The following is a 23,432-nucleotide window of genomic DNA, read 5'->3' on the forward strand; positions in this document are numbered from 1 at the left end:
GTGCACCCTGGACAAGATCGCCGCAGCCCTCGCGCGCGCGTCCGGCTCCCCACCCCTCCAGGAAGCGACCCGTCATGGGCCCCCCCCCCCCCCCCCCCCCCCCCCCCCCCCCCCCCCCCCCCCCCGGGGGGGGGGCCGCGGCGGGGGCCGCGGCTCAGGCGTTGCAGCCGCCGTGAGTGTCCAGCACCGCGCCCGTGACGTACGACGCGGCGGGGCTCGCCAGGAAGGCGACCGCCGCCGCGATCTCCTCGGGGCGGCCCGGGCGCCGCAGGGACAGTGAGCCGAGCAGGGACGCGAGGGTCTCGGGGGCCAGGCCCTCCATCAGCCCGGCCTCCACGACGTTGGCCGTGATGTCCCGGCGCCCGAGGTCCCGGGCGACCCCGGCCTTGGTCGCCGCGTAGTCGGCGAGGCCCGGGACGCCGACCCGGGAGCCCAGTCCGGAACTCACCGTGACGGATCCGCCCGCCCGGATGACGGCGATCACGCCGAGGTGGTTGACGGCGCGCATCCGGTCCAGCGCGGCGGTGTCCGCGTCCCGGTCGCCGACCGTACGGCCCTGCTCCACCGAGATCGCCGCGTTGTTGACGAGGACGTCCAGGCCGCCGAAGCGCGTGACCACATCGTCGATCGGCGTCGGCGCCTGACCCGTGTCCGAGGCGCTCCCCGACCTGGTCCGCACCCAGTCCGTCGCCCCGCGCGGCCGGCACGTTCGCCGCCTCGCGGGCGCCACCGAGGATCGACATCCGACGCGGAGGATTGACATGTCCTCAACCCGTTCATACGGTCCACTCGGCAGGGCGAACACTGTTCGACATCTCGAACTGCTTGGCATCTCGAACCACCGCGCAGGGAGAACACCCCCCACCCCGTCCCCGACCCGGAAGGGCGCCCGATGTCCTCTCCCCTCAGCAGACGGCACCTCCTCCAGGCCGCCGGAGCCACCGCCGTGGCCGCCACCGCACCGACACTGCTCGGCGCCACCCCCGCCCGCGCCGCCACGCTCCCGCCGGCCCGGGCCGACATCGGCGTCCTGGCCCACCCCTTCGACATGGGACAGGTCCGGCTCACCGCGAGCCGCTGGCTCGACAACCAGAACCGTACGCAGACCTACCTGCGGTTCGTCGACGTCGACCGGCTCCTCTACAACTTCCGGGCCAACCACCGCCTGTCGACCCTCGGCGCGGCAGCGGGCGGCGGCTGGGACGCGCCGACCTTCCCCTTCCGCACCCACGTCCAGGGCCACTTCCTCACCGCCTGGGCCCAGGCGTACGCCGTGACCGGGGACACCGTCAGCCGCGACAAGGCCCTGTACATGGTCGCGGAACTCGCCAAGTGCCAGGCCAACAACAGCGCCGCCGGCTTCACCGCCGGATACCTCTGCGGCTACCCCGAGTCAGACTTCACCGCCCTCGAACAACGGACCCTCACCAACGGCAACGTCCCCTACTACACGATCCACAAGACCCTCGTCGGCCTCCTCGACGTATGGCGCCTCCTCGGCAGCACCCAGGCCCGCGACGTCCTGCTCGCCCTCGCCGGCTGGGTCGACCTGCGCACCGGCCGGCTGACCGCCCAGCAGATGCAGACGATGCTCGGCACCGAGTTCGGCGGCATGAACGCCGTCCTCACCGACCTCTACCAGCAGACCGGCGACGCCCGATGGCTGACCGCCGCCCGCCGCTTCGACCACGCCGCCGTGTTCGACCCCCTGGCGGCCGGCCAGGACCGGCTGGCCGGACTGCACGCCAACACCCAGGTCCCGAAGTGGATCGGCGCCGCGCGCGCCTACAAGGCCACCGGCACGACCCGCTACCGGGACATCGCCGTCAACGCCTGGAACATGTGCGTCACCGCCCACACGTACGCGATCGGCGGCAACAGCCAGGCCGAACACTTCCGCGCGCCCGGCGCCATCGCGGGCTACCTCGCCCAGGACACCTGCGAGAGCTGCAACACCTTCAACATGCTCACGCTCACCCGGGAGCTGTACACCCTGGACCCGGAGCGGGCCGACCTCTTCGACTACTACGAACGCGCCTGGCTGAACCAGATGATCGGCCAGCAGAACCCGGCCGACAGCCACGGACACATCACCTACTTCACCCCGCTCAACCCTGGCGGCCGGCGCGGAGTGGGACCCGCCTGGGGCGGCGGCACCTGGAGCACCGACTACGGCACCTTCTGGTGCTGCCAGGGCACCGGCCTGGAGATGCAGACCCGGCTGATGGACTCCGTCTACTTCCACGACGGCACCACGCTCACCGTCAACCTCTTCGTGCCCTCGGTCCTCACCTGGTCCCAGCGCGGCATCACGGTGACCCAGACCACCGCCTACCCCGTCGGCGACACCACGACCCTCCAGGTCACCGGCAATGTCGCCGGCACCTGGTCGATGCGCGTACGCATCCCCGGCTGGACCAGCGGGGCCACCGTCAGCGTCAACGGCGTACCGCAGGCCATCACCACCACCCCCGGCAGCTACGCCGTCCTCACCCGCGCCTGGACCTCCGGGGACACTGTCACCGTCCGGCTGCCCATGCGGATCGGCCTGCGGCCCGCCAACGACAACCCCGCCGTCGCCGCCGTGACCTTCGGCCCCGTGGTCCTCGCCGGGAACTACGGCAACACCGCGCTCACCGCGCTGCCGGCGCTCACCACGTCGTCCGTCACCCGCACCTCCGCCGCCTCCCTCGCCTTCACCGCCACCGCCAACGGATCCACCGTCGGCCTCGGTCCCTTCCACGACGCGCACGGCCACAACTACACCGTCTACTGGAACACCGGCTCCGCCGCGACCGTCCGCCTCCAGAACGTCGGCAGCGGACTCGTCCTCGGCATCGAGAACATGTCCACCGGCGACGGCGGACGCGCTCTGCAGTGGACCGACTCCGGCACCGCCGACCACAACTGGCAGATGGTCACCGACGGAGACGCCGTCCGCCTGCGCAACGCCCACAGCGGCAAGGTCCTCGGCGTCGACGCCATGTCCACCGCCGACGACGCCACCGTCCTGCAGTGGGCGGACAACGGCACCGCCGACCACCGCTGGATCCTCGTCGACCTCGGCGACGGCACCCACAAGATCCGCAACGCCCACAGCGGCAAACTGCTCGCGATCCGCGGCGGCTCCACCGCGAACGGCGCCTACGCGATCCAGACGTCCGACGACGGCACGGCCGACAACCGGTGGCGCCTCGTACCGAACGGCTGACTCCGGGCCGGCGCGGTCACGGGGTGACGAGGCGGAAGGCCAGACAGACGACCCGTGTCCCGTCGTCGACCGGTGTGCCCGCCTTCTCCCAGTACCCGCGGTGTCCCGCCCGCCACTCCTCCAGGTCGGCGTCGCCCTCGCCCTCGGCGGCGGCGTGCTGCCAGGGGACCTCGGCGAAGGACATGACCTGTACGGAGGTGATCTCGACGGTGCCGACCGGGTGACCGTCGGTGTCGACGAGGGCGAGACGCTCGCCGACGGTCTCCAGGACCTCGCCCTCCTTGCCGTAGTCGTCGAACAGGCCGGTCGTCGTGGTCTTGCGGCCCGACAGGGCCAGGGAGTTGAGCCATGCCCGCATGTCGCCCGGGGTGCCCAGCTCCAGCGTCCGCATTCCGTCGACCCGTGGCCAGGCCATCGCCGGTCCCCTCTCGTCGTGTCCCGACGCCGACTCTAGAGCAGACGTAAGACGCCCGCGGAGCGCCGGTAGGATGGGAAGCTCCGGGTCGGACGGCCCTGGGCAGGCGGATGTGGGAGGTGGCGGGCCGGGTGAGTACGCCGCTGTACCAGCTGAAGGCCGAGTTCTTCAAGACGCTCGGGCACCCCGCCCGGATCCGCGTCCTCGAACTGCTCAGCGAGCGTGAGCACTCCGTCGCCGAGATGCTCCCCGAGGTCGGCATCGAGCCGGCGCACCTCTCCCAGCAGCTCGCGGTGCTGCGCCGCGCGAACCTGGTGGTGACCCGCAAAGAGGGGTCGACCGTCCACTACTCCCTGACGAACCCGCAGATCGCCGAACTCCTGCGGGTCGCCCGCGCGATCCTCTCCGGCGTCCTCGCGGGCCAGGCGGAACTCCTCGCGGACCTCCAGGCGTCCAGCAACCACTGAGCTCTCTCGCACCACACTGTCGTGCCCCATACCCCCGATCTGGTTGACGCATCATCTTCACACTCCTAAGCTTCTAGTTGATGCATCAACCACAATGATGTGTCTCCCCACGCACGCCTTCCCGGAGGAACCCATGAACGGCAAGAAGGTCATCGCGGTCGCCGGAGCCACGGGCGCACAGGGCGGCGGGTTCGCCCGCGCGGCCCTCGCGGACCCGGAGTCCGGCTTCACCGTCCGCGCGCTCACGCGTGACCCCGACGCACCCGCCGCCAGGGAACTCGCCGGACTGGGCGCCGAGGTCGTCCGGGCGGACTTCACCGACGAGGCGAGCGTGCGCGAGGCGTTCGCGGGCGCGTACGGCGCGTTCCTCGTCACCAACTTCTGGGCGCACATGTCGGCGGAGAAGGAGACCGCCGAGATCGAGGTGCTGGCCCGGTCCGCGCACGCCGCGGAGCTGCGGCACGTCGTCTGGTCGACCCTGGAGGACACCCGCGAACTGCTGCCGCTGACGGACGGGCGGATGCCGGTCCTCCAGGGCTCCTACAACGTGCCGCACTTCGACGCGAAGGGCGCGGGCAACCGGCTGTTCACCGAGGCGGGCGTGCCGACGACCTTCCTCAACACCACCTACTACTTCCAGGGCTTCCTGGGCCCCTTCGCCCCCCAGCGCGCCGACGACGGCGTCCTGACCCTGACCCTCCCGCTGGAGGACGGCAAACTCCTGGCCGGCGTCGACGTCGAGGACATCGGCCGCACGGCCTTCGCCCTGCTCAAGGGCGGCGAACAGTACATCGGCGAGACCATCGGCCTCGCCGGCGACCACCTCACGGGCGAGCAGTACGCCCAGAAACTCTCCACCGTCCACGGCGAGCCCGTACGTTTCCGGTCCGTGCCGTACGACGTCTTCCGCACCCTCGGCATCCCCGCCGGGGACGAGATCGGGAACATGTTCCAGTACTACGGCGACTTCGACCACGAGTTCACGGCCGCCCGGGACCTGGTCCGGCTGCGGCGGATCAACCCGGAGCTGAGGAGCTTCGACGCGTGGCTGGCCGAGAACGCGGGGAAGTTCGGTGGTTGACCTGGCGTGCGTGACAGCAAAGGAACCGCGTTGCGGGAGTTCCAGGAAAAGTGAATAGCGTTCTCGCAGAACCCTGTTCAGGAAAGTCGGGCGATGTTTTAGTCGGATGCAGGGGAATCGGCGCCCAATTCCGGTGCGGGGGATCATGGCAAGGCAGATCGGACCTGTGCTGCTGGTGACCGGCGCGGCCGTCGTGGTGGCGCTGCCGGGCATTCTCACCGCGGCGAAACTCACCTCTCCGGCGATGGCCGCGAGCGCCGTCGGGCTGGCGGCCGTCGCGGCGGTCTTCGTGGGTTTCTGGAAAGAGGGTCTGCTCCAGAGGTTCCAGAAGAACCGGGAGACCGCGGCATTCGTCCGGGACGGCTGCCTGACGGCGGGCGGGGAACTGCCCGTCGTCCGCGCCGTGGCCGACGCCCGGCTGCTCGGGGTGCACGCGGCGCGGCGCAGCACGAGCCGTACGACGACGAGCCAACCGCCGTACGTGCCCCGGGACATCGACGACGAACTGCGCGAACACCTCGCGGCGGCGGGGGCGTTCGTGCTGATCGTCGGGGATTCGACGGCGGGCAAGTCGCGGGCCGCCTACGAGGGACTCACCGCGACGCTGCCGCAGCACACGCTGATCGCGCCGCAGACCCGCACGGCACTGCCGTACGCGGTCGAGCGGACGGCGGGCAGGCCGCGCGCGGTGCTGTGGCTGGATGACCTGGAGCGGTTCCTCGGGGACGGCGGGCTCTCGCGGAACCTGCTCACCCGGTTCCTCGACACGAAGGGCCAGCACCGGGTCGTCCTGGCCACGATCCGGGCGTCCGAACTGGACACCTATCTGCGCTCGGACAACGGCTCCCGCCCCCTGAACCGCGAGGTCCTCGACGCGCTCGCGCTGGCGCACCGGATCGACCTGCCCCGGATGTTCTCGGCGGCGGAGCGCGACCGGGCCGCGACCCGCACCTGGGACCCGCGGATCGGCGCGGCCCTGGACCACGCCGACCGGTTCGGCATCGCGGAGTACCTGTCGGCGGGCCCCGAGCTGCTGCACCTGTGGCACGCCGCCCGGGACGGCGGGGAACACGTACGCGGCGCGGCGCTGGTCTCGGCCGCGGTGGACTGCCGCAGGGCCGGCGTCACCGCCGCCCTGCCGCGCGCCTCCCTGGAGGAACTCGCCGTCCACTACCTGCCCCAGCGCGGCGGAATCCCGTACCCGGGCGAGCCCGTGGCGCAGGCGTGGGAGTGGGCGACCGACGTCCGCACCACGACGGCGCTGCTCACCCCGCTCGGCCCGGACACGTTCGACGTGTACGACTACCTCGTCGACGAGACGACCTCACCGGTCAGCGACACCGTCCTGACCGCGGCGCTGGGCTTCGCGGACGCCGCCGACGCGATGCGGATCGGCACGATCGCCCGCGCGCACGGCCGGTACGGCATCGCCCTGAGCGCCTACGAGGCGGTGCGCGACGCGCGGATCGCCTCGCTGGGGGAGGCCGACCCGGACACCCTGACCGGCCGGGGCCACCACGCCGCGGTCCTGCGGGTGCTGGGCCGGCTGCGGGAGGCCGAGGCCGAGCACCGGGCGGTCCTGGAGGCCCGGGTGCGGGTCCTGGGACCCGACGACCCCGCGACCCTGGTCAGCCGCAACAACCTCGCCCTCGCCCTGCGTGACCTGGACCGGCTGGAGGAGGCGGAGGCACAGCACCGCATCGTCAGCGAGGTGCGCATGCGCGACCTGGGGGAGAGCCACCCCGCGACCCTGACCAACCGCAACAACCACGCCTTCGTCCTGCACGACCTCGGCCAGGTCGCCGAGGCGGAGGCCGAGCACTGCGCGGTGCTGGCGGCGTACGAGCGGCTGCTCGGCGAGGCGGACGCGACCCCGAACACCGCCGCCGTCCTGCGCTCGCTGGGCCGGCTGGAGGACGCCGAGGCCGAACATCACACCGTCCTCGACACCAGCACCCGGGTCTTCGACCCCGACCACCCCGACGCCCTCACGAGCCGGGGCAGCCCGACCCTGGTGCTGCACGCCGTGGAACGACTCGGCGAGGCCGAGCGGATGCACCGCTCCGTGTACGAGGGGTACGCGCGCGTGCTGGGCCCCGACCACCCGTCGACGCTCACCTGCCGGGAGAACCTCGCGGTCGTCCTGCACGCCCGGGGCAAGGTCGTCGAGGCGGAGCGCGAACACCGGGCCGTCGTCGACGACTTCGCCCGGATCCTGGGGCCCGACCACCCCTCGACGCTGATCAGCCGCTGCAACCTCGCCGTCGTGCTCCAGGCCCTGGGCCGGGCACCGGAGGCGGAGCAGGAGCACCGGTCCGTGCTGGATGCGTTCGCCCGGCTGCTCGGCCCCGACCACCCGTCGACGCTGACCAGCCGCAACTATCTCGCCGCGCTGCTGCTGGCCCAGGACAGGACGGTGCAGGCGGAGGCCGAACAGCGGGTCGTCCTGGAGGGGTTCCGGCGGGTGCTCGGCCCCGATCACTCCTCGACCCTGAGCAGCCGGGGCAACCTCGGTGTCGTCCTGCTCGGGCTCGGCCGCTACGCCGAGGCCGAGCCCGAACTGAGGGCGGCGCTGGAGGGGTTCGCGCGCCGCCGGGGCCCGCTGCACCCCTCGGCGCTGAACGCCCGGTCCAACCACGCGGCGGCGCTGTACTGCCTCGGCTCGGTCGCCGAGGCACAGGCCGAACTGCGGGCCGTGCTCGACGGGTTCACCCGGGTGCTGGGCGCCGACCACCCCAGGACGCTGCGCGCGCGGGACATGCTGCGCAGGGGCGGGCGCCGCGAGTGAGGCGTGCGGGTCAGGCGCCCACGCGGCCGGACTCGCCCAGGGAGTCGAGGAGTTCACCGAAGTCGCGCACCAGCTCCTCGCACTCCCGCGCCGACCGCCCGACGGCCGTGACCCCCATCTTCCCGAACCGTCCGAGCGCTGGCCACAGGTGCGGGACGACGCCCCGCCCCGCCTCGCGGTCCAGCCGCAGCCGCGGGGACGTGCGCAACGCCGCTATCAGGGACGCCGTCGACAGGCCCCGGCAGGACGGGGACAGGACGCTGTCGGTCGCACGGAAGCACACGGGGCGGCCGTCGCGGCTCACCAGCAGGCCCGGTGTACGGAGGTCGAGCGGCAGAACGGCGCGCACGGTGCGGTGGGGATGGGTGCTGCCGGTCTGCCGGAGGTTGACCTCGGTGGCGTACAGGGCCGTACCGCTGGCCAGGAAATCGACGCCGGCGTGTCCCGAGACGCCGGCCACGGCGAGCGCCGTGAAGACCTTGAGGGACTCGCGTTCGACCGCGTCGCGGTAGCGGGCCCGCGCAGGATAGCGGCAGCCCAGGAAGTCGCCCGCGGCGCCCACGAGCTGGTCGTGCACGCCGAGCAGCTCCACCCGGGCGTCCCGGCCGAGGTGGGCCAGGGCGCTCGGGTGCGCGCAGAGGGCGCCCGCGTGCCGCTCGACGACGGCTCCCACCGAGCCGAGGCGGCCGAGGAACTCCGTACGCCGCACGCCCGCGCCCAGTGGCCGCAACGAGGTCCGCAGGGCGCGTTCGACGGCGTACGGGCTGTCGTCGTCGACGGTGACCACGGCGTTGCCGTGCCCGGAGCCGAAACCGTGGTCGAGTTTGACGAACCACCGTCCGGGACCGTGGGCACGCACCAGCCCCGCCAGCCGGGCGGCGAGCGCGGCCACGTCGTGGTCGGGCAGGTAGGAACCCGGCAGGTGGGGGACGTGCGCCGCGCGGAAGAGCTGCCGGCTGCCGGACTTGCCTCCCCAGCCCAGCAGCCGGGTGTCGGCTTCGAGCAGCTCGACGTCCAGGGCGTGGGCGAGGGAGGCCATCCGGGGGCTGGAGGCGAAGCCCGCGAGCCCCTCCACGGCATGCCCGGCGCGGCGTGCCAGCGCGACGGTCCGGGCCAGCCGCCGCAGCAGGCGGGGGTCGTCGAGAACCTTCTCGCTGAGGTGCCGCTCGCCGTCGTCGTCGATCTCGACCAGGGCGTGCCGCGCACGGCGGTCGGCGGCGGTCGCCGGATCCGAGGGCACGAGGTCCAGGAGATAGCCCTCCACCGCCGGGCCGACCGCCGGGGCCTGCAGCATGACCACGGCGAGGTCGGCCTCGCAGGCGACCCGCAACGACTCCCACAGGCCGCGGGAGGACGACAGCCAGCGCCCGACGCCGAAGGACATCTCCCGGGCGCTGAACTCCTGCGAGGGGCACACGAGGCGCAGCCGGAGGCCGGAACGGGACCTGAGCGTGGCGTCCAGCCTGTCGAGGGGCTCCGTGCGCGCCCGCGCGGTCACGGCCTCAGGGCCCAGTCCAGCGCCGACTGTACGTGGATGAGGGTGGTGTCGAAGACCGGGAGCGGGCTCGTGGCCTCGTCCAGGAGCAGCCCGATCTCCGTGCATCCGAAGATGACGGCCTGGGCGCCCCGGGCGGCGAGGGACTCGATGATCCGGACGTAGCTGTCCCGGGAGGAGTCGAGGACCTGGCCGAGGCACAGCTCCTCGTAGATGATCTTGTGTACGCTCGCGCGGTCCTCCGGCTCCGGGACCAGGACGTCGAGACCGCGGGCCGTGAGCCGGTCCCGGTAGAAGTCCTGCTCCATCGTGTAGCGCGTACCCAGCAGCGCGACCCGTTCCACACCGGCCCGCTCCAGCGCGTCCGCGGTCCCGTCCGCGAGGTGCAGCACGGGCACGCCCAGCCCCTCCTGGACGGCGTCGTAGACACGGTGCATGGTGTTCGTGCAGATCAGGACGCATCCCGCGCCGGCGAGCTCCAGTTGGTGGGCGCGCTGGGCCAGATACTTCCCGGCCTGGGCCCAGTCCCCCTCGGCCTGCATCTTCTCGATCTCGGCGAAATCGACGGAGTGCACCACGCACGGAGCGGAGTGCAGGCCGCCCAGGCGCTCCCGGACTCCCCGGTTGAGCTCCTGGTAGTAGTACGCCGTCGACTCCCAGCTCATACCGCCGAGGAGACCGATGACCTTCATTCCCTCACCCTTTCCCACCGCACGCTTCCAGCGCGCGGCCAAATCTTTCCAGCAGTGAATCGAGGCGTGCCTCGGACGTGCCGAAATTGAATCGGACAAAACCCTCAAGCGAGGCGCCGAAGACGCTACCAGGCTGAAGGGAGATCTTTGCTGCCTTTGCCAGGAGATGGTGTGCGTCGGAACCGAACGGGGTGGCTCCGAGATCCATCCAGGAAAGGTACGTCGCGGCCGGTTGCGTGTACCGAACCTGCGTGAAATGTGCCATGAATTCTGTCAGTCTGGTTCGGTTTTTTGCTAATTGTTCCCTGAGTTGGTCCAGCCAGTCGTCACACGCTTCCCATGCCGTGATCGTGGCCGCAATACCCAGCGCACCCGCCCCGCTGCGCAGATGCCACGGCAGCATCCGGAAACGGGCGTGGAGATCATCGCTGCCGAAGTGGCCGACAGCGCACCGCAACCCGGCGATATTGAAACTCTTCGCGGCGGACGTGAAGACGATCGTACGTTCGGCGACATTCCGTACGGAAGCGATCGAGAGGAATTCCGAGTCCGGGTACACGATCTCCGCATGGATTTCGTCCGCGAACACGACCGCGTCCCTGCGCACCGCCAGACCGGCGAGCCTCTCCAGAGCGACCCGGTCGAACACATGACCCGTCGGATTGTGCGGCTGGCACAGCACGATGAGCCGCAGCCGCGCCGCCGACTCCACCTCCGCCCACCCCTCCCCGGCGACCTCCCCCACCGGCAGCAGCAGCGGCCGGCGCCCCAGCGACCGGATCGCCTCCAGGAACGGCGGATAGGTCGGGCTGTGCACCAGAACCTCGTCACCCGGGCGGGTGAAGGCGAGAACCGCACAGCACAGCGCCTGCGCCACCTGGGCGCAGACCTCCACCCTCCCCGGATCCGGAGCCCACCCCGCGAGACGCAGCGTCCGCCCCGCGAACACCTCCGCCAGCCGGACCGGAGCCCCGCCCGTGTAGTCCGGGTAACCGAAACCCGACCGCTCCACCGCGGCCGACAGCACCGCCCGGATCCGCGGCGCCACCGCGAAGTCCAGTTCGGCGACGTCCGCCGGTATCACCCCGGCCGGGGCACGCCCCCACTTCAGCCCGCACCCCGCCCTCAGCTCGTCGTCAGAGAGCGCGATCAGCGGCATGCTCCACCTCTCTCACCCCACAGCACGTCACCTGGAGCACGGACACCACCCGCACCCGCGACCCGGCGGGCACATCCGTGGTGACCCGCGCACCCGACTCGATCCGGCAGTCGTCCCCGATGGTCACCGGCCCGAACACGGACACGTTCCCGGCGATCTCCACCCGGTCCCCGATCCGCGGATGGCGCCGGCCGACCCACTGCGCCGGACCGCTCCTGATCGACCGGCTGCCGAGCACCACGTTCTGCAGCAGATAGCAGTCGCTGCCGATCCGCACCTGCTCCCCGATGACCGTCCCGTAGCCGTGGTCGATGACCGCACGGCTGCCGATCACCGCCGCCGGATGGATCTCCACCCCGCTCTCCCGCTTCGCCCACTCCGCGATACGCCGCGCGGCGACCAGGACACCCCGGTCCTGCGCCAGCGCCACCGCGAACCGGTGCAGCTCATGAGCCACCCGGTGCGCCAGCAGGGCGCGGAAACTGAGATAGCTCTCGTACGCGTACACCGGACTCGACCTCGCCGCCGGATCCCGGGCCACGAGCGCGTACAGATCCTCCAGCACCCTCAGCGGGACGTCGGCCGTCAGCTCCTGCGCCGCCGCCAGCGTCAGCCCGCTGCGGGCCAGTTCCTCGCCCACCGGGCGCAGGATCCTCCTGACGTCCGCCTGGACCCGGCGGACCGACACGGTGTCCTTCACTCGTAGTCCTCCCCTCTGTCGTAGAGGAAGGAGACGACGACGTTCCCCGCGGACGCCGGACGGGTCTTCAGCACGGCCGCGAAATTGGCGCGGCTGCTGGGGCCGACGAATACCCGGTGTTCCTCGAAGAGCCTTGTCCCCGCCACCGCCACCTCCCCGTCCGTGACGGGGACGACCGCGTCCAGTTCCCCGCTGGGGAAGAAGGGCGCCGCCTGCCCCACCGCGAACCCCTGAAGCCCGTGCTCGCCGTGCCGGTCGGCCAGCAGATCGCAGTCCGGCGGCTCGACCCCGACCACCTCCACCACCCGGAACCACTGGCGCAGAGCCGACGAGACACCCCGCGCGGTCGCCCCCGTGCCGAGCCCGCTGACCAGCGTCACCCGCGTGTCACGCCCATGGCCGCGGGAGATCAGCTGCGCCAGGAGCTCCGCCCCCGTCCCCTGTTCATGAGCGGCCGGATTCGCCGGATTCCCGAACTGGTTCAGATAGTGAAAACGCCCCGGATCTCCACGCAGGATCGACTGGACCGCCGCCTCGTTGTCCGCGCATTCCGGATGACTGACACCCCGGTCCACCACTTTCGCGCCCAGCCGGCCCGCAATCTCTTTCTTGATCCTCGAATATCCCGGATCGGTGACCAGGACGAGTTCATGACCCCGTATGCGCGCTTCGATCGCGAGACCGATCCCCAGATTCCCGCCCGTCCGCTCGATCAGCGCCGTCCCGCCACCACGTACGATCACCCCACGCCGCTCGGCATCATCGATCAGCGCACGCGCCACCCGCGCTTTATGACTCCGGCCGGGATGCAGGAACTCGCACTTCAGGAAAGTGTTCGGAAGTACTTCCAGCAGCGGTGTGGGAAGAACAGTGTCCGACATGAACAGAGCGTAGTACTACGCATGGTAACCATCAAGGGAGGGAGGGCGGCTCGGTATTCCACTCCGGCGCACCGGAATTCCGCCCTCCCTTCCGGACCGGTCAGTCCGCCCAGACATCCCACCACTGCTGCGACTGGAAGTTCTTCTGCCAGAGCTGGACGCGGGCGCCGTTGCCCCAGACGTTGGCGTCGCGGTCCAGGACGATGTTGCCGCCGCCGTAGAAGCGGGCGTTGTAGATCGCGCGGTCTCCGGCCGGGTGGGACCAGCTCTGCTGCGAGGTGTTGTTGCAGTCCCAGATCTGGACCTTGGTGCCGTTGGCGCCGCCGCCGTTGGTGTCGGCGTCCAGACACTTGCCGGGGAAGCGGTAGCTCTCCAGCGCGCCGTTGTTCCACAGGTACCAGCGCTGCTGGGTCGTGCCGTTGCACTGCCAGACCTGGACGACCGTGCCGTTGCCGCCGCCGTTCGCGTCGACGTCCAGGCACTGGGTGGTGGGCCGGTTCGCGAAGTCGTTGGTGATCCGTACCGGCAGGTCCAGCACCTTCTTCAGGGCCGGCGCGGCCACCCCCTGCGCGGGGACGGTCCAGTGGACGGGCTGGGGTGCCTGGGGTGCCGAGCTCGCCGAGGGCGTACCGGCCAGGGCGGTGGCGAAGGCCGCGGCGGTCACCGCGGCCCAACGTCCGAAGCGGGGCATGTGCTCTCCTTGTCGCTGGGTGGTCAGTCCGTGTCGCACAAGTCGAACGCCGTACGGAGGTCACCTCAGCACACCGGGACGAGCACGCGGCACGCTGGAACAAGCCAAGGCTGTGAGATTGCCGTGCCGCCTTGTTCAGCCGGTCGCCGCCGCCATCCTCCGTACCCCCTCCGCCAGGTTCTCCGCAGACGTCGCCAGGTTCACGCGGACGAAGCCGGCGCCCCCGGTGCCGAAGGAGGGGCCGGAGTTGAGGGCCACCCGGCCGCGCCGGAGGAAGACGTCCGCCGGATCGTCGCCGAGGCCCAGCGCGCGGCAGTCCAGCCAGGCCAGATAGGTGGCCTGGGCCGGCGTGTACCGCACGGCGGGCAGGTGCCGCGCCAGGAGGTCCACGAGCAGACGCCGGTTCTCGTCGAGGCCCGCGAGGAGCGCGTCGAGCCAGTCCCCGCCGTCCCGCAGCGCGGCGGTGTGCGCGATGACGCCGAGGTGGCTCGGCCCGTGACTGACCTCCTCGGGCAGACGCGCGAGGTCGTCCGCCGCGGCCGGTCCGGCGATCGCCAGGGCCGCCTTGAGGCCGGCCAGGTTCCACGCCTTCGACGCGGACATCAGCGACAGCCCGCTCTCCGCGCCGGGAACACCGAGGTACGGCACGAACGCCGCGCCCGCCGCGACGACCGGCGCGTGGATCTCGTCCGCCACGACCCGCACGCCGTACCGCTGCGCCAGCGCCGCGACCGAGGCCAGCTCGGCGGCGCTGTGCACCGTACCCGTCGGATTGTGCGGGCTGCACAGCAGGTACGCGGGGCGTCCGCCCGCCGCCCGCAGCCGCGCGAACGTCTCCTCCAGCCCCGCGAGGTCGATCCGGTCGTCCGGCCCGAGGGGCGACTCCACGACCACCCGGTCCATGTTCGTGACGAACTGGTAGAACGGCGTGTACACGGGGGAGTTGACGACGACGCAGTCACCCGGACCCGACACCAGCCGCAGCATCTCGACGACCCCCAGCATCACGTCCGGCACGATCGCCGTCCGCTCCACCGCGAGCCCCTCCCACCCCCACCGCTTGCCCGCGAACCCGGCCAGCGCCTCCGCGTACGCCGTCCCGGCCGGGTATCCCGTGTCCCCGAGCGCGATCGCGTCCACGAGGGCCCGCGCGACGGGTTCGGCGAGGTCGACGTCCATCTCGGCGACCCACATCGGCAGGACGTCCCGCGGGTGCGTCCGCCACTTCATGCTCGTACGGCGCCGGAGCCGGTCGAGGGGGACCTGACTCAGCGGGTTCAGGGGCGTGTTCTCCATGGGGCCAAGCTAGGGGAGGTACGGCGTGGATCTCCCGTCCCTTTCACGCCGGGTCCGGCCGGTCGGGCTCCGATGTACCCTGCTCGGCCTCCGCGTGGGCGCGCTGGTGGGCCACGATGCCCGGCAACTGCTCGTAGATCGCGTCGATGAGGTCGTGGACCCGTTCGGCGATGGGGCGGCCCAGCGGGGTGAGCGCGTAGTCGACGCGGCGGGGGACCTCCGGGTGCGGGGAGCGGGTGACCAGGCCGTGGGTCTCCAGTTTCTGGAGGGTCTGCCAGAGCATCCGGTCCGATACGCCCACGACCTGCCGGCGGACCTCCGCGAAACGCAGCGGGCCGTCGATCAACGCGGCGAGCGTGAGCCCGCCCCAGCGGCCGGTCGCGTGTTCCAGCACCTCGCGGGAGACGCAGTCCGGATCGAACACGCTCATCCGGGCGACGCGTTCGGTTCCTCTGCTCATGCGGCCATGCTAGGGCCTGTCTCCGGAAGCCGGTGCACGGGACGAGGGGGTGCGAAACGGCTGGTATGACTGGGGCATGCAGGAAGAGACCGCGCGTTTCGCGATCGACATGTTCATCTCCGCGTTCAATGCCTCACGCGACAGCTATGTGACGTCCTTGCTCTCCCAGGCCCTGACCTCGGACGTGGTCTTCTGGGGGCCGCTGGGGCGCAGTGAAGGGATCGAGGCGGTCGAGCGGTTCGTGCTGGACATCCGGCACCACCCGGCGGGGACCGGGACGATGGTGCGCTGCTCGGCGGTGGACATGCCCGGCGAGTGGGCCCGGTACCAGTGGGTCTTCACCACGCCGGACGGCGGCCCCCGCCTGGCGGGAACGGACGTCGTCCATCTGCGGCGAAGCCTCATCGACCAGGTCATCGTCTTCACCGGGGAGGTCGAACCGGCCGCCTCCTGAGCGCCCTCCCCAGGGCAGAGCTTGAACTTACGAACAGTAAGTACTTTACTTCAGTAAGCATACGTGCGGACCTGAGGAGCTCACCCATGACCAGAACCGTCGGACTCATCGGCACCGGCAACATCGGCAGCGCGATCGCCCGGCTCGCCGTCGCCGCCGGGCTGGACGTCGTCCTGAGCAACTCCCGAGGGCCGGAGAGCCTCTCCGGGCTGGTGGAGGAGCTGGGGCCGCGAGCCCGCGCCGCGTCTCCCCGGGAGGCCGCCGAAGCCGGTGATCTCGTGGTCCTGACGATTCCACTGGGGGTGGCGCTGGCGGGGCTTCCCGCGGAGGTGCCGGCCGGGCGGACGGTGATCGACACGACCGTGTACTACCCCTACCGGGACGGGCGGATCGAGGAACTGGAGAAGGGGTGGCCGGACGAGGCTCCGCCGACCTCCAGCGAACTCCTCCAGCGACGCCTGCCCGGCGCCCACCTCGTCAAGACCTTCAGCAACGTCGACTTCCACCGCCTCTCCCTCCTCGCCCGCCCCGCCGGCGCCCCCGACCGCAGCGCCCTCGCCGTCGCCGGCGACGACCAGGGCGCCAAGTCCCGCACGATCGCCTTCCTCGACGCCATCGGCTACGACGCCGTCGACCTCGGCACCCTCGCGGACAGCTGGCGCATCGGCCCCAACACCCCGCTCCACGTCCAGCCGTACCTGGGCCCCCGGCCCCAGAACCTCACCACCCACGAGGAACGCGGCACCTGGTTCTTCCAGACCCCCGGCGTCCCGGTCCCCGCACCGCGCGTCCGCGAACTGATCACCGAGGCGACCCCGGTACCGCCGGGCGGCCCGAACCCGTTTTCGGTGTCGTGACACCGCGCACCCTGGCCGGCCGTTTCGCCGAAGCGGGCGAACGTACGAACTCTGGGGCAGGGTGACGCCGAGACGAACGATGTAGTTGGCGCGGAAAGGACGAAGGGGGCCATGGCCGGCAGGAGGCGTGCGCGGCCGAGCGGGGGCTCGATGCGGTCGCGTTGACCGATCGGGACTCTCTCCGGGCGGTGTTCCTCGCCCGCAACAGTGCCGGATGGGCCACGCTGCGCCGGCCGGCGACGATGTGTACGTGCTGCTCGGCGCCGGCTCCGAGGCGGGCCGCGCATTGACCGAGGGGCGTACGGAGCGGGCCGCCGCCCCGCTCGCCCCCTGGCGTGACCGGTTCGGGGCCGCGCTACGGATCGAGGTGCACTGGCGTGGGCGCACCGGCACCGGGCCGGGCTCACTGCGCGGCTGGCCGGACTCGCCGAGGAACAGCAGGTCACGGCCGTACTCAGCGCGTCGCCGACATCCTCGACTCGGCCCGGCTCGACAGTGGGCAGCGGTGGCGGGAGGGCGAGGGCGAGGTGGCGGGCATCGACGTGCGGCGGCTGCTCACCGTGACCGAGGACACCGTGCGGGCCCGCGTCGTCGACCCCGGCGACGTGTCCGGCCCCGGCCGGCTCAACCTCCCCGAACCCGAACTGGTCGGCGTGCACGCGACGCGGGCCGACCGGGTCCTCGGCGAGCGCCGCGCCGCCGGCGTGATGCGCCACGGCCACCAGCGCGACGTACCTCGCTGGGACCGGCTCGAAGAGAAGCCGAAGGTGATCGCCGGGTACTTCCTGACCGTCGCCGAGGCCGCCGCGCAGGCCAGAGGGCTTGGCATCCGGGTCACCGCGCGCGGCTCGGCCGTCGGCTCGCTCGTCGTACACCTGCTCGGCATCAGCCCCCGTCGCGAACGGCCCGCTCATGGACCGGTTCCTGTCCGTACGGCGCTCCGCGCTGCCCGACGCCGCCCGCGCCCGGGGTCTCGCCCCCGATGAGGCCGCCTGCCTCGGCCGGCAGTGGCTGGGCCGGCTGGGCAGGACGGACAACGGGATCGTCACGGTGACCACGGCGGGGACCGACGGCCGCGTGTAGTACACGCCCGGCCTTCCGCGGCAAGCCGCAACCGACCCGGTACTGGCCTCACCACGCTCCGGAAGTCCCCTTCTTCCTCGATGCCGGTTATCGGTAGATGGGGCACCCGGCTCATCGAGCATGGGCAGCAACGCAGATCCCGCAGCGGGCAATATCTGTCAACTTCCCATATCGGAGAGGGCATACATTGCTGCACAGAAGACCTCACACCCTCGATGGAGATTTCGTTTTTCTTGGGTCGAGGACAAGGTTCTGGAGAACGATGAATTTTGATGGTGCATTGCTCGAAGACTGGATGCGTGACCATTATCATGACGCTGCGATAGACATGGGTTCGAGCGGGGTTCTTGACTTTTCGCTCGGACAGGTGCGACAACTCGCCGGCATCGAGCCCGGTGAATTGGACGAGATCGTTTTCCGGGACAGCCCGTGCCTGGGCCGGGACGACCTGCGCGAGACCATCGCCCTGCGCTGGGGAGACGGTGACGCGCGCAGGGTGATGCTCACGCACGGCGGCAGCGAGGCTATCTACGTCGCGCTCCAGACCCTCCTTGAGCCAGGTGACCAAGTCGTAGCCCTGCACCCGGCCTACCACTCGCACGTATCCGTCGCAGAGTCCATGGGGTGCGAGGTTCTGCGCTGGCGGCTGCGCGAGGAGGACGAATTCCGGCCTGACGTGGAGGAACTCGCGAGGCTCGTCACCGCGCGCACGAAGGTCATCGTGGTCAACTTTCCGCACAACCCGACCGGCGCGACACTCGACCTCGCCGGTTTCCATCGCCTGCTTGAGATCGCTGACAATGTCGGCGCCCATCTCCTGTGGGACGGCGCTTTCACGGACCTGGTTTACGACGACGCACCGCTGCCGGACCCCGGACTGACCTATCCGCGCACTGTGTCGATCGGAACCTTTTCAAAAGCTTTTGGTCTGCCCGGCATGCGTTTCGGGTGGTGCATGGCGGACCCGGAGTTGTTGCGGGCGATGACCAACCTGCGCGACCGCATCACCCTCAGCCTCTCTCCGCTGGTCGAGTTCATCGCGCTGCACGTCGTACAGCGCGCAGACGTCTTCATCGCTCCCCGGCTGAAGAACGCCAGGGACAACCGACGCCTGTTGGCCGACTGGGCCGCGCGGCACGAGGACCATGTCGACCTCCCGCTGCCCCTCGGCGGAGTGACAGCGTTCCCGCGACTGCGCCCGTGGCAGGACACGACCGAGCTCTGCCGCCGGCTGGGAGAGACCAGCAACATACTGCTCGTTCCCGGCCGGGCATTCGACCACCCGTGCCGCGTCCGGCTCGGTTTCGGCGGCGATCGCGGCCAACTGAGCAAGGGCCTGGACATTTTGGGCGCTGAGTTCGCCGCGAGTCTCCAACCGTGAGGCGGAAAGGAACCCTGACGAACATGCAGAGAATCGAACTCTCGGACATCGAGTCAAAGACAGTCGACGAAGTACTCGCTTCACTCACGGCGAAGTTCCACTCGGTCAGTGACCCGGAATTCGTCCGGCAGTGCGCGGTGTACGCGCACGAGCTGCCGCAGCGGCTGCGGGCCGAGTTGAACGCGTTCCGTCTGGAGGCTTCCGGCGGCGCGCTGTCCATCCGCGGCTTCCGGGTCGACGACGGCGGTATCGGGCCCACTCCCGAGCACTGGCGCACCCAGGTCGGCCGGGCGTCCACGCTCCCCGCGGAGGTGTACTTCATGCTCTGCGCGTCCCTGCTGGGCGACCCCATCGCCTGGGCGACGCAGCAGGACGGCCGGATCATGCACGACATCTTTCCGATCAAGGGCCACGAGAATGAGCAGCTCGGCTCGGGCAGCGAGGAACTGCTGACCTGGCACACCGAGGAGGCGTTCCACCCGCTGCGGGCCGACTATCTCGGCCTGGCCTGCCTGCGCAACCACGACCGGGTGGCAACGACATTCGCCTCGGTCGACGACCTCGATCTCACTGATGAGATCAGGGACCTGCTCAGCCAGGAGCGGTACCCGATCAAGCCCGACCGCTCGCATCTGCCGCACCACGACGAAGACGACCGGGAGATGTCGACGCGGGAACGCGAACTGCTCTCGCGCAGCTATGAATGGATCATGGCCAAGGACAGCGAGCCCGACCGGGTCGCCATCCTCTCCGGCGACCGCGAAGCGCCCTATCTGTGCATCGATCCCTTCTTCATGGAGGACGCGTACACCGTCCCGGACAGCGCCCGCGCCATGGAGGCTGTCGTCGCGGAGGTCGATCGCAACATACGCGATTACGTGCTCGAACCGGGTGAACTGCTTTTCCTGGACAACTACAAGATCGTGCACGGCCGGGTGCCGTTCACTGCCCGCTTCGACGGCACGGACCGCTGGCTCAAGAGGCTGAACGTGGCGCGCGACCTGCGGAAATCGCGCGATCGCCGAATCAGCCACGACGCGCGAGTGATCTATTGACGGCCTACAGCGCCTGGACCCTACCCGGAAACGACTCGGAGACGTCAGTGCCGACTACCCAGGACTCTGCGATGCAACCGACGGACAGCCAGGACCGCCGCGTCGACAGGGATTTCCCCCTTTCCCTGGCACAGGAGCGGATCTGGGTCTCCGAGCAGCTCGCCGATGCGGGCTCGCACTACGGGACCCCGGTTGTGTTCGCCCTGCGCGGCGAGCTGGACCTCGGGCTGCTTGAGGTGGCCCTGACCCGGATCGTCGAACGGCACGAGGTGCTGCACTCCGTGGTGTCCACCGCGTCCGGCTCACCCCGGTTCGTCGTCGTCCCCGCGCGCCCCGTACGACTCGATCCCCAGGACGCGGCCTCGGAGCAGGAGATGACCGAGCGGGTGAGTGCCGCGACGGCAGCTCCGTTCGACCTCTCGCACGGGCCGCTCGTGCGGTTCGGCTTGTACCGCCTTGGTCCCACGGATCACCGCCTGCTGGTGGACATACATCACCTGATCTTCGACGGAGTCTCGGCCGGCGTGCTGGTCCAGGAGCTCGCCGAACTTCTCGCCGCGGGGGCCGAGGACCGCACACCCGACCTCCCCGTGCTGCCTTTCGCCTACGGGCAGTACGCCGTCGCGCAACGTCGCTCGCTCGACGAGGGCCTGTTGGACAGCCAGGTCGAGCACTGGTGCACCCAGCTCGGGGACGCGTCCTTCGTACTTGAACTGCCCACCGACCACCAGCGCCCCTCACGCATGAGCTTCCACGGCGCCAGCCACTCCTTCACCTTGCCGGCTTCGCTGGGCGTCGAACTGGAAGCCGCGTCCCGCCGCTGGAGCGTCACCCCCTACGCGGTCATGCTCGCCGGCTGGGCTGCCGTTCTCGGCCGCTACACAGGCCAGGAGGACCTGGTGGTGGGCACCCCCATGGCCGGCCGGACCGAGCCGGGCACCGAGGACATGATCGGCATGTTCGTCAACACCCTGGCCCTCCGGGTACGCCCGGAGCGGGATCAGACCTTCCACGGCCTGGTCGACCAGATACGCCGGGCTTCCATCGAGGGTCTCGTCCATCAGGACGCGCCGATCGAGAAGGTCATCGAGCGACTTCGTCCGCCACGCGACCCGAGCCGCAATCCGCTGTTCCAGACGGCGTTCATCTACGACGAGGCGCTCGACGAGTCCGTGCACGCCGCGGGACTGACGATCGAGGGCGCCGCACCGCCGCCGCGCACCGTCAGCAAACTCGACCTGAGTATCGAGGTCGTCGAGCGGGACGGCCGGCTCGAAGCGGAGATCGAGTACGCGACCGACCTGTTCGCGCCGGAGACGATCCGCCGCATCGCGACGCACTACACCACCTTCCTCGACAACGCGGTCCGCTCGCCGAACCGACCGCTGGGCGAGATTCCACTGGCCTCCAAGGAGGAGCACGCTCTGCTGCTGACGCAGCAGAGCGGAGACGGCGCACCGTACGATCCCGTCGTCCTCCCCTCGCTCTTCGAGGCCCAGGTCGCGCGGCGCCCCGACGCGTGCGCGGTCTCCTGCGGCGAACTGCGGTGGAGCTACCGGCAACTCAACGAGCGGGCCAACCGGCTCGCCAGAGCTCTGATCGCCCGCGGAACGGGACCCGAGGAGCTGGTGGGGGTCGCGTTGCCCAGCGGCCCGCTCCTCGTCCTGGCCATCCTCGCGATCAGCAAGGCGGGCGCCGCGTTCCTGCCGCTCGACCCGGCCTATCCGGCCAAGCGAGTCGAGTACATCGTCGGCGACGCGCGTCCCGCCCTGCTGCTGACCGATGCCGCCGGCGCCACGGCCCAGCCCTGGACGATGCCGGTCCTGGTCCTCGACGAACAGCGGACCGGGCGTGACACGGACGCGGACGCATCGAACCTCTCCGACGCCCAGCGGCCGCACCCACTCACCCTCGCGCACCCGGCATACGTCATCTACACCTCCGGTTCGACCGGGACACCGAAGGGCGTGACGGTCACGCACGAGGGCCTCGCCGGGCTCTCCGGCGCGCAGATCGAGGCATTCGGCGTACGGCCCGACAGCAGGGTCCTGCAATTCGCCAGCCCAAGCTTCGACGCCTCCGTCTCGGAACTCTGCATGGCCCTGCTCAGCGGCGCCACGGCGGTGTTCGTCCCGGGTCTTCGCGATTTCCTCGGGGGTTCGTTCGAAGCAGTGCTCGTCCGAGAGGCGGTGACGCACGTGACCCTGCCGCCGTCGGTGCTCGCCGCGCTTTCCCCCGACGAGGATCTGCCCGCGGACCTGACCGTCGTGGTCGCCGGGGAAAGCCTGACCGCCGACCTCGCCGCACGCTGGTCCGGGCGTTGCAGCATGTTCAACGCTTACGGGCCCACCGAGGCCACGGTGTGCGCGACGCTGACCGGCCCGCTGACGGGGGACGAGGGGAACGAACCGCCACCCATCGGCCGGCCGATCGCCGGTACCCAGATCTTCGTCCTCGACGAGGGCCTGCGGCCGCTGCCGGTGGGTGTGGCGGGAGAGCTGTACCTCGGCGGCGCCGGGCTGGCCCGCGGATATCTCGGCCGCCCCGACCTCACCGCGGCCGGCTTCGTCGCCTGCCCCTTCGGTCCGGCCGGGGGGCGGATGTACCGCACCGGAGACCGGGCCCGCTGGCGTGACGACGGGAATCTCGAATTCGTCGGGCGCCGGGACGACCAGGTCAAGATCAACGGCTTCCGGATCGAGCTCGGCGAGATCGAGAACGTGATCGCGGCGCACCCGGGAGTGGAACAGACCGCCGTCGTGGTGCGCGAGGACAGGCCGGGGCTGCGGCAAGTCGTCGCCTACGTAGTGGCCCAGGCGCCCGACGAGGAGATCCTCGCCCACGCCGCGTCACAGTTGCCCGGTTACATGCTCCCGTCCGCCGTGGTGCGCTTGCGGAACCTGCCGCTGACCACGAACGGCAAGGTGGACCGGCGTAACCTGCCTGCTCCGGACGATCGCGCAGCTGTCACCGGTCGCAGCCCGGGCACCGCGCGCGAGCAGCAACTGTGCGAGCTGGTCGGCGAGGTGCTGGACCTCGCCGAGGTCGGCGTGGACGAGAGCTTCTTCGAGCTCGGCGGCCAGTCTCTGCACGCGGTGCGTCTGCTGAGCCGGATCCGCAGCGTCATGGGTGTGGAGATCGGTATCAAGACCCTGTTCCAGGCGCCTACCGCGGCGTTGCTCGCGGCGCAGATCGACTCAGGTCAGATCGCCGTCATCACCCGGCCGGCGCTTCTCCCGACGGCCCGCTGAAAGAGCAGTGGGGAT

The 23,432-nt window shown here is 70.7% G+C and carries 20 protein-coding genes; 10 read left to right on the plus strand and 10 right to left on the minus strand.

The features are described from left to right. Positions 1-154: 154 nt before the first annotated feature. Positions 155-679, minus strand: a complete 525-nt coding sequence (locus ACLZOT_RS32210) for an SDR family oxidoreductase (protein WP_416972645.1) — start codon at positions 677-679, stop codon at positions 155-157. A 213-nt stretch (positions 680-892) separates the two neighbouring features. Here ACLZOT_RS32210 and ACLZOT_RS32215 point away from each other — a divergent pair, with 213 nt between their 5' ends. Continuing rightward, positions 893-3,211, plus strand: coding sequence for a beta-L-arabinofuranosidase domain-containing protein (locus ACLZOT_RS32215; protein WP_416972646.1), 2,319 nt, complete (start codon positions 893-895; stop codon positions 3,209-3,211). A 16-nt stretch (positions 3,212-3,227) separates the two neighbouring features. On the opposite strand, the gene ACLZOT_RS32220 is transcribed toward ACLZOT_RS32215, so the two are convergent. Beyond that, positions 3,228-3,626 carry an ASCH domain-containing protein gene (locus tag ACLZOT_RS32220; protein WP_416972647.1) on the minus strand — a complete coding sequence of 133 codons (399 nt, stop codon included), beginning with the start codon at positions 3,624-3,626 and terminating at the stop codon, positions 3,228-3,230. 131 nt (positions 3,627-3,757) lie between these two features. Between ACLZOT_RS32220 and ACLZOT_RS32225 the strand changes: the two genes are divergently transcribed. The 3 genes from ACLZOT_RS32225 (at position 3,758) to ACLZOT_RS32235 (ending at position 7,962) form a co-directional block, all read left to right on the plus strand. Further along, on the plus strand, positions 3,758-4,093 hold the full coding sequence (locus ACLZOT_RS32225) for an ArsR/SmtB family transcription factor (RefSeq protein ID WP_416972648.1): 336 nt from the start codon (positions 3,758-3,760) through the stop codon (positions 4,091-4,093). Between the two features lie 133 nt (positions 4,094-4,226). Next, complete coding sequence (locus ACLZOT_RS32230) at positions 4,227-5,174, plus strand: NmrA/HSCARG family protein (RefSeq protein ID WP_416972649.1); 948 nt, start codon at positions 4,227-4,229, stop codon at positions 5,172-5,174. 145 nt (positions 5,175-5,319) lie between these two features. Then, positions 5,320-7,962 (plus strand): tetratricopeptide repeat protein, encoded by a 2,643-nt coding sequence (locus tag ACLZOT_RS32235; RefSeq protein ID WP_416972650.1) that lies wholly within the window; start codon positions 5,320-5,322, stop codon positions 7,960-7,962. A gap of 10 nt (positions 7,963-7,972) precedes the next feature. Here ACLZOT_RS32235 and ACLZOT_RS32240 read toward each other — a convergent pair whose 3' ends face one another. The 8 genes from ACLZOT_RS32240 to ACLZOT_RS32275 all read right to left on the minus strand — a co-directional run bounded on the left by ACLZOT_RS32240 (position 7,973) and on the right by ACLZOT_RS32275 (position 15,336). Continuing rightward, complete coding sequence (locus ACLZOT_RS32240) at positions 7,973-9,460, minus strand: ATP-grasp domain-containing protein (protein WP_416972651.1); 1,488 nt, start codon at positions 9,458-9,460, stop codon at positions 7,973-7,975. Then, positions 9,457-10,149: an aspartate/glutamate racemase family protein gene (locus ACLZOT_RS32245; protein WP_416972652.1), complete on the minus strand. Its 693-nt coding sequence runs from the start codon at positions 10,147-10,149 to the stop codon at positions 9,457-9,459. The genes ACLZOT_RS32240 and ACLZOT_RS32245 overlap by 4 nt, the downstream gene beginning before the upstream one ends. A gap of 4 nt (positions 10,150-10,153) precedes the next feature. Then, positions 10,154-11,308 carry a MalY/PatB family protein gene (locus ACLZOT_RS32250; protein WP_416972653.1) on the minus strand — a complete coding sequence of 385 codons (1,155 nt, stop codon included), beginning with the start codon at positions 11,306-11,308 and terminating at the stop codon, positions 10,154-10,156. Then, positions 11,286-12,008, minus strand: coding sequence for a serine O-acetyltransferase (locus tag ACLZOT_RS32255; protein ID WP_416972654.1), 723 nt, complete (start codon positions 12,006-12,008; stop codon positions 11,286-11,288). The genes ACLZOT_RS32250 and ACLZOT_RS32255 overlap by 23 nt, the downstream gene beginning before the upstream one ends. Further along, on the minus strand, positions 12,005-12,889 hold the full coding sequence (locus ACLZOT_RS32260; RefSeq protein WP_416972655.1) for a pyridoxal-phosphate dependent enzyme: 885 nt from the start codon (positions 12,887-12,889) through the stop codon (positions 12,005-12,007). Before ACLZOT_RS32260 ends, ACLZOT_RS32255 begins: the two co-directional genes overlap by 4 nt. Positions 12,890-12,989: 100 nt before the next feature. Then, the gene (locus ACLZOT_RS32265; protein ID WP_416972656.1) at positions 12,990-13,580 is read right to left on the minus strand and encodes a ricin-type beta-trefoil lectin domain protein; all 591 of its coding nucleotides are present in this window, start codon (positions 13,578-13,580) and stop codon (positions 12,990-12,992) included. A gap of 135 nt (positions 13,581-13,715) precedes the next feature. Continuing rightward, positions 13,716-14,876 carry a MalY/PatB family protein gene (locus ACLZOT_RS32270; RefSeq protein WP_416972657.1) on the minus strand — a complete coding sequence of 387 codons (1,161 nt, stop codon included), beginning with the start codon at positions 14,874-14,876 and terminating at the stop codon, positions 13,716-13,718. 43 nt (positions 14,877-14,919) lie between these two features. Beyond that, on the minus strand, positions 14,920-15,336 hold the full coding sequence (locus tag ACLZOT_RS32275) for a winged helix-turn-helix transcriptional regulator (protein ID WP_416972658.1): 417 nt from the start codon (positions 15,334-15,336) through the stop codon (positions 14,920-14,922). Positions 15,337-15,412: 76 nt separating this feature from the next. On the opposite strand from ACLZOT_RS32275, the gene ACLZOT_RS32280 reads away from it, so the two are divergent. The 6 genes from ACLZOT_RS32280 to ACLZOT_RS32305 all read left to right on the plus strand — a co-directional run bounded on the left by ACLZOT_RS32280 (position 15,413) and on the right by ACLZOT_RS32305 (position 23,417). Next, entirely contained in the window at positions 15,413-15,790 is a 378-nt protein-coding gene (locus ACLZOT_RS32280) for a nuclear transport factor 2 family protein (RefSeq protein WP_416972659.1), read from the plus strand. A gap of 86 nt (positions 15,791-15,876) precedes the next feature. Beyond that, a complete protein-coding gene (locus ACLZOT_RS32285; protein WP_416972660.1) occupies positions 15,877-16,647 on the plus strand; it encodes an NADPH-dependent F420 reductase in 771 nt (256 codons plus the stop codon). A gap of 377 nt (positions 16,648-17,024) precedes the next feature. Next, the gene (locus ACLZOT_RS32290) at positions 17,025-17,633 is read left to right on the plus strand and encodes a hypothetical protein (RefSeq protein ID WP_416972661.1); all 609 of its coding nucleotides are present in this window, start codon (positions 17,025-17,027) and stop codon (positions 17,631-17,633) included. A 359-nt stretch (positions 17,634-17,992) separates the two neighbouring features. Next, positions 17,993-19,111, plus strand: a complete 1,119-nt coding sequence (gene vioD / locus ACLZOT_RS32295; protein ID WP_416972662.1) for a capreomycidine synthase — start codon at positions 17,993-17,995, stop codon at positions 19,109-19,111. Positions 19,112-19,134: 23 nt separating this feature from the next. Further along, complete coding sequence (gntD, locus tag ACLZOT_RS32300; protein WP_416972663.1) at positions 19,135-20,166, plus strand: guanitoxin biosynthesis L-enduracididine beta-hydroxylase GntD; 1,032 nt, start codon at positions 19,135-19,137, stop codon at positions 20,164-20,166. A gap of 71 nt (positions 20,167-20,237) precedes the next feature. Beyond that, entirely contained in the window at positions 20,238-23,417 is a 3,180-nt protein-coding gene (locus ACLZOT_RS32305; protein WP_416972664.1) for a non-ribosomal peptide synthetase, read from the plus strand. The last annotated feature ends 15 nt before the right edge of the window (positions 23,418-23,432 follow it).

This window comes from Streptomyces sp. 4F14 (genome assembly GCF_048159485.1).
In the GTDB taxonomy this organism is placed as follows: domain Bacteria; phylum Actinomycetota; class Actinomycetes; order Streptomycetales; family Streptomycetaceae; genus Streptomyces.

What these genes read in the sequence shown, in the direction of transcription:
- ACLZOT_RS32305 (WP_416972664.1), top strand. Translation starts at nt 20,238, where the DNA reads ATGCAACCGACGGACAGCCAGGACCGCCGCGTCGACAGGGATTTCCCC.
- ACLZOT_RS32265 (WP_416972656.1), bottom strand. Translation starts at nt 13,580, where the DNA reads ATGCCCCGCTTCGGACGTTGGGCCGCGGTGACCGCCGCGGCCTTCGCC.
- ACLZOT_RS32215 (WP_416972646.1), top strand. Translation starts at nt 893, where the DNA reads ATGTCCTCTCCCCTCAGCAGACGGCACCTCCTCCAGGCCGCCGGAGCC.
- gntD (WP_416972663.1), top strand. Translation starts at nt 19,135, where the DNA reads ATGCAGAGAATCGAACTCTCGGACATCGAGTCAAAGACAGTCGACGAA.
- ACLZOT_RS32260 (WP_416972655.1), bottom strand. Translation starts at nt 12,889, where the DNA reads ATGTCGGACACTGTTCTTCCCACACCGCTGCTGGAAGTACTTCCGAAC.
- ACLZOT_RS32245 (WP_416972652.1), bottom strand. Translation starts at nt 10,149, where the DNA reads ATGAAGGTCATCGGTCTCCTCGGCGGTATGAGCTGGGAGTCGACGGCG.
- ACLZOT_RS32280 (WP_416972659.1), top strand. Translation starts at nt 15,413, where the DNA reads ATGCAGGAAGAGACCGCGCGTTTCGCGATCGACATGTTCATCTCCGCG.
- ACLZOT_RS32230 (WP_416972649.1), top strand. Translation starts at nt 4,227, where the DNA reads ATGAACGGCAAGAAGGTCATCGCGGTCGCCGGAGCCACGGGCGCACAG.
- ACLZOT_RS32270 (WP_416972657.1), bottom strand. Translation starts at nt 14,876, where the DNA reads ATGGAGAACACGCCCCTGAACCCGCTGAGTCAGGTCCCCCTCGACCGG.
- ACLZOT_RS32275 (WP_416972658.1), bottom strand. Translation starts at nt 15,336, where the DNA reads ATGAGCAGAGGAACCGAACGCGTCGCCCGGATGAGCGTGTTCGATCCG.
- ACLZOT_RS32285 (WP_416972660.1), top strand. Translation starts at nt 15,877, where the DNA reads ATGACCAGAACCGTCGGACTCATCGGCACCGGCAACATCGGCAGCGCG.
- ACLZOT_RS32235 (WP_416972650.1), top strand. Translation starts at nt 5,320, where the DNA reads ATGGCAAGGCAGATCGGACCTGTGCTGCTGGTGACCGGCGCGGCCGTC.
- ACLZOT_RS32250 (WP_416972653.1), bottom strand. Translation starts at nt 11,308, where the DNA reads ATGCCGCTGATCGCGCTCTCTGACGACGAGCTGAGGGCGGGGTGCGGG.
- ACLZOT_RS32220 (WP_416972647.1), bottom strand. Translation starts at nt 3,626, where the DNA reads ATGGCCTGGCCACGGGTCGACGGAATGCGGACGCTGGAGCTGGGCACC.
- vioD (WP_416972662.1), top strand. Translation starts at nt 17,993, where the DNA reads ATGAATTTTGATGGTGCATTGCTCGAAGACTGGATGCGTGACCATTAT.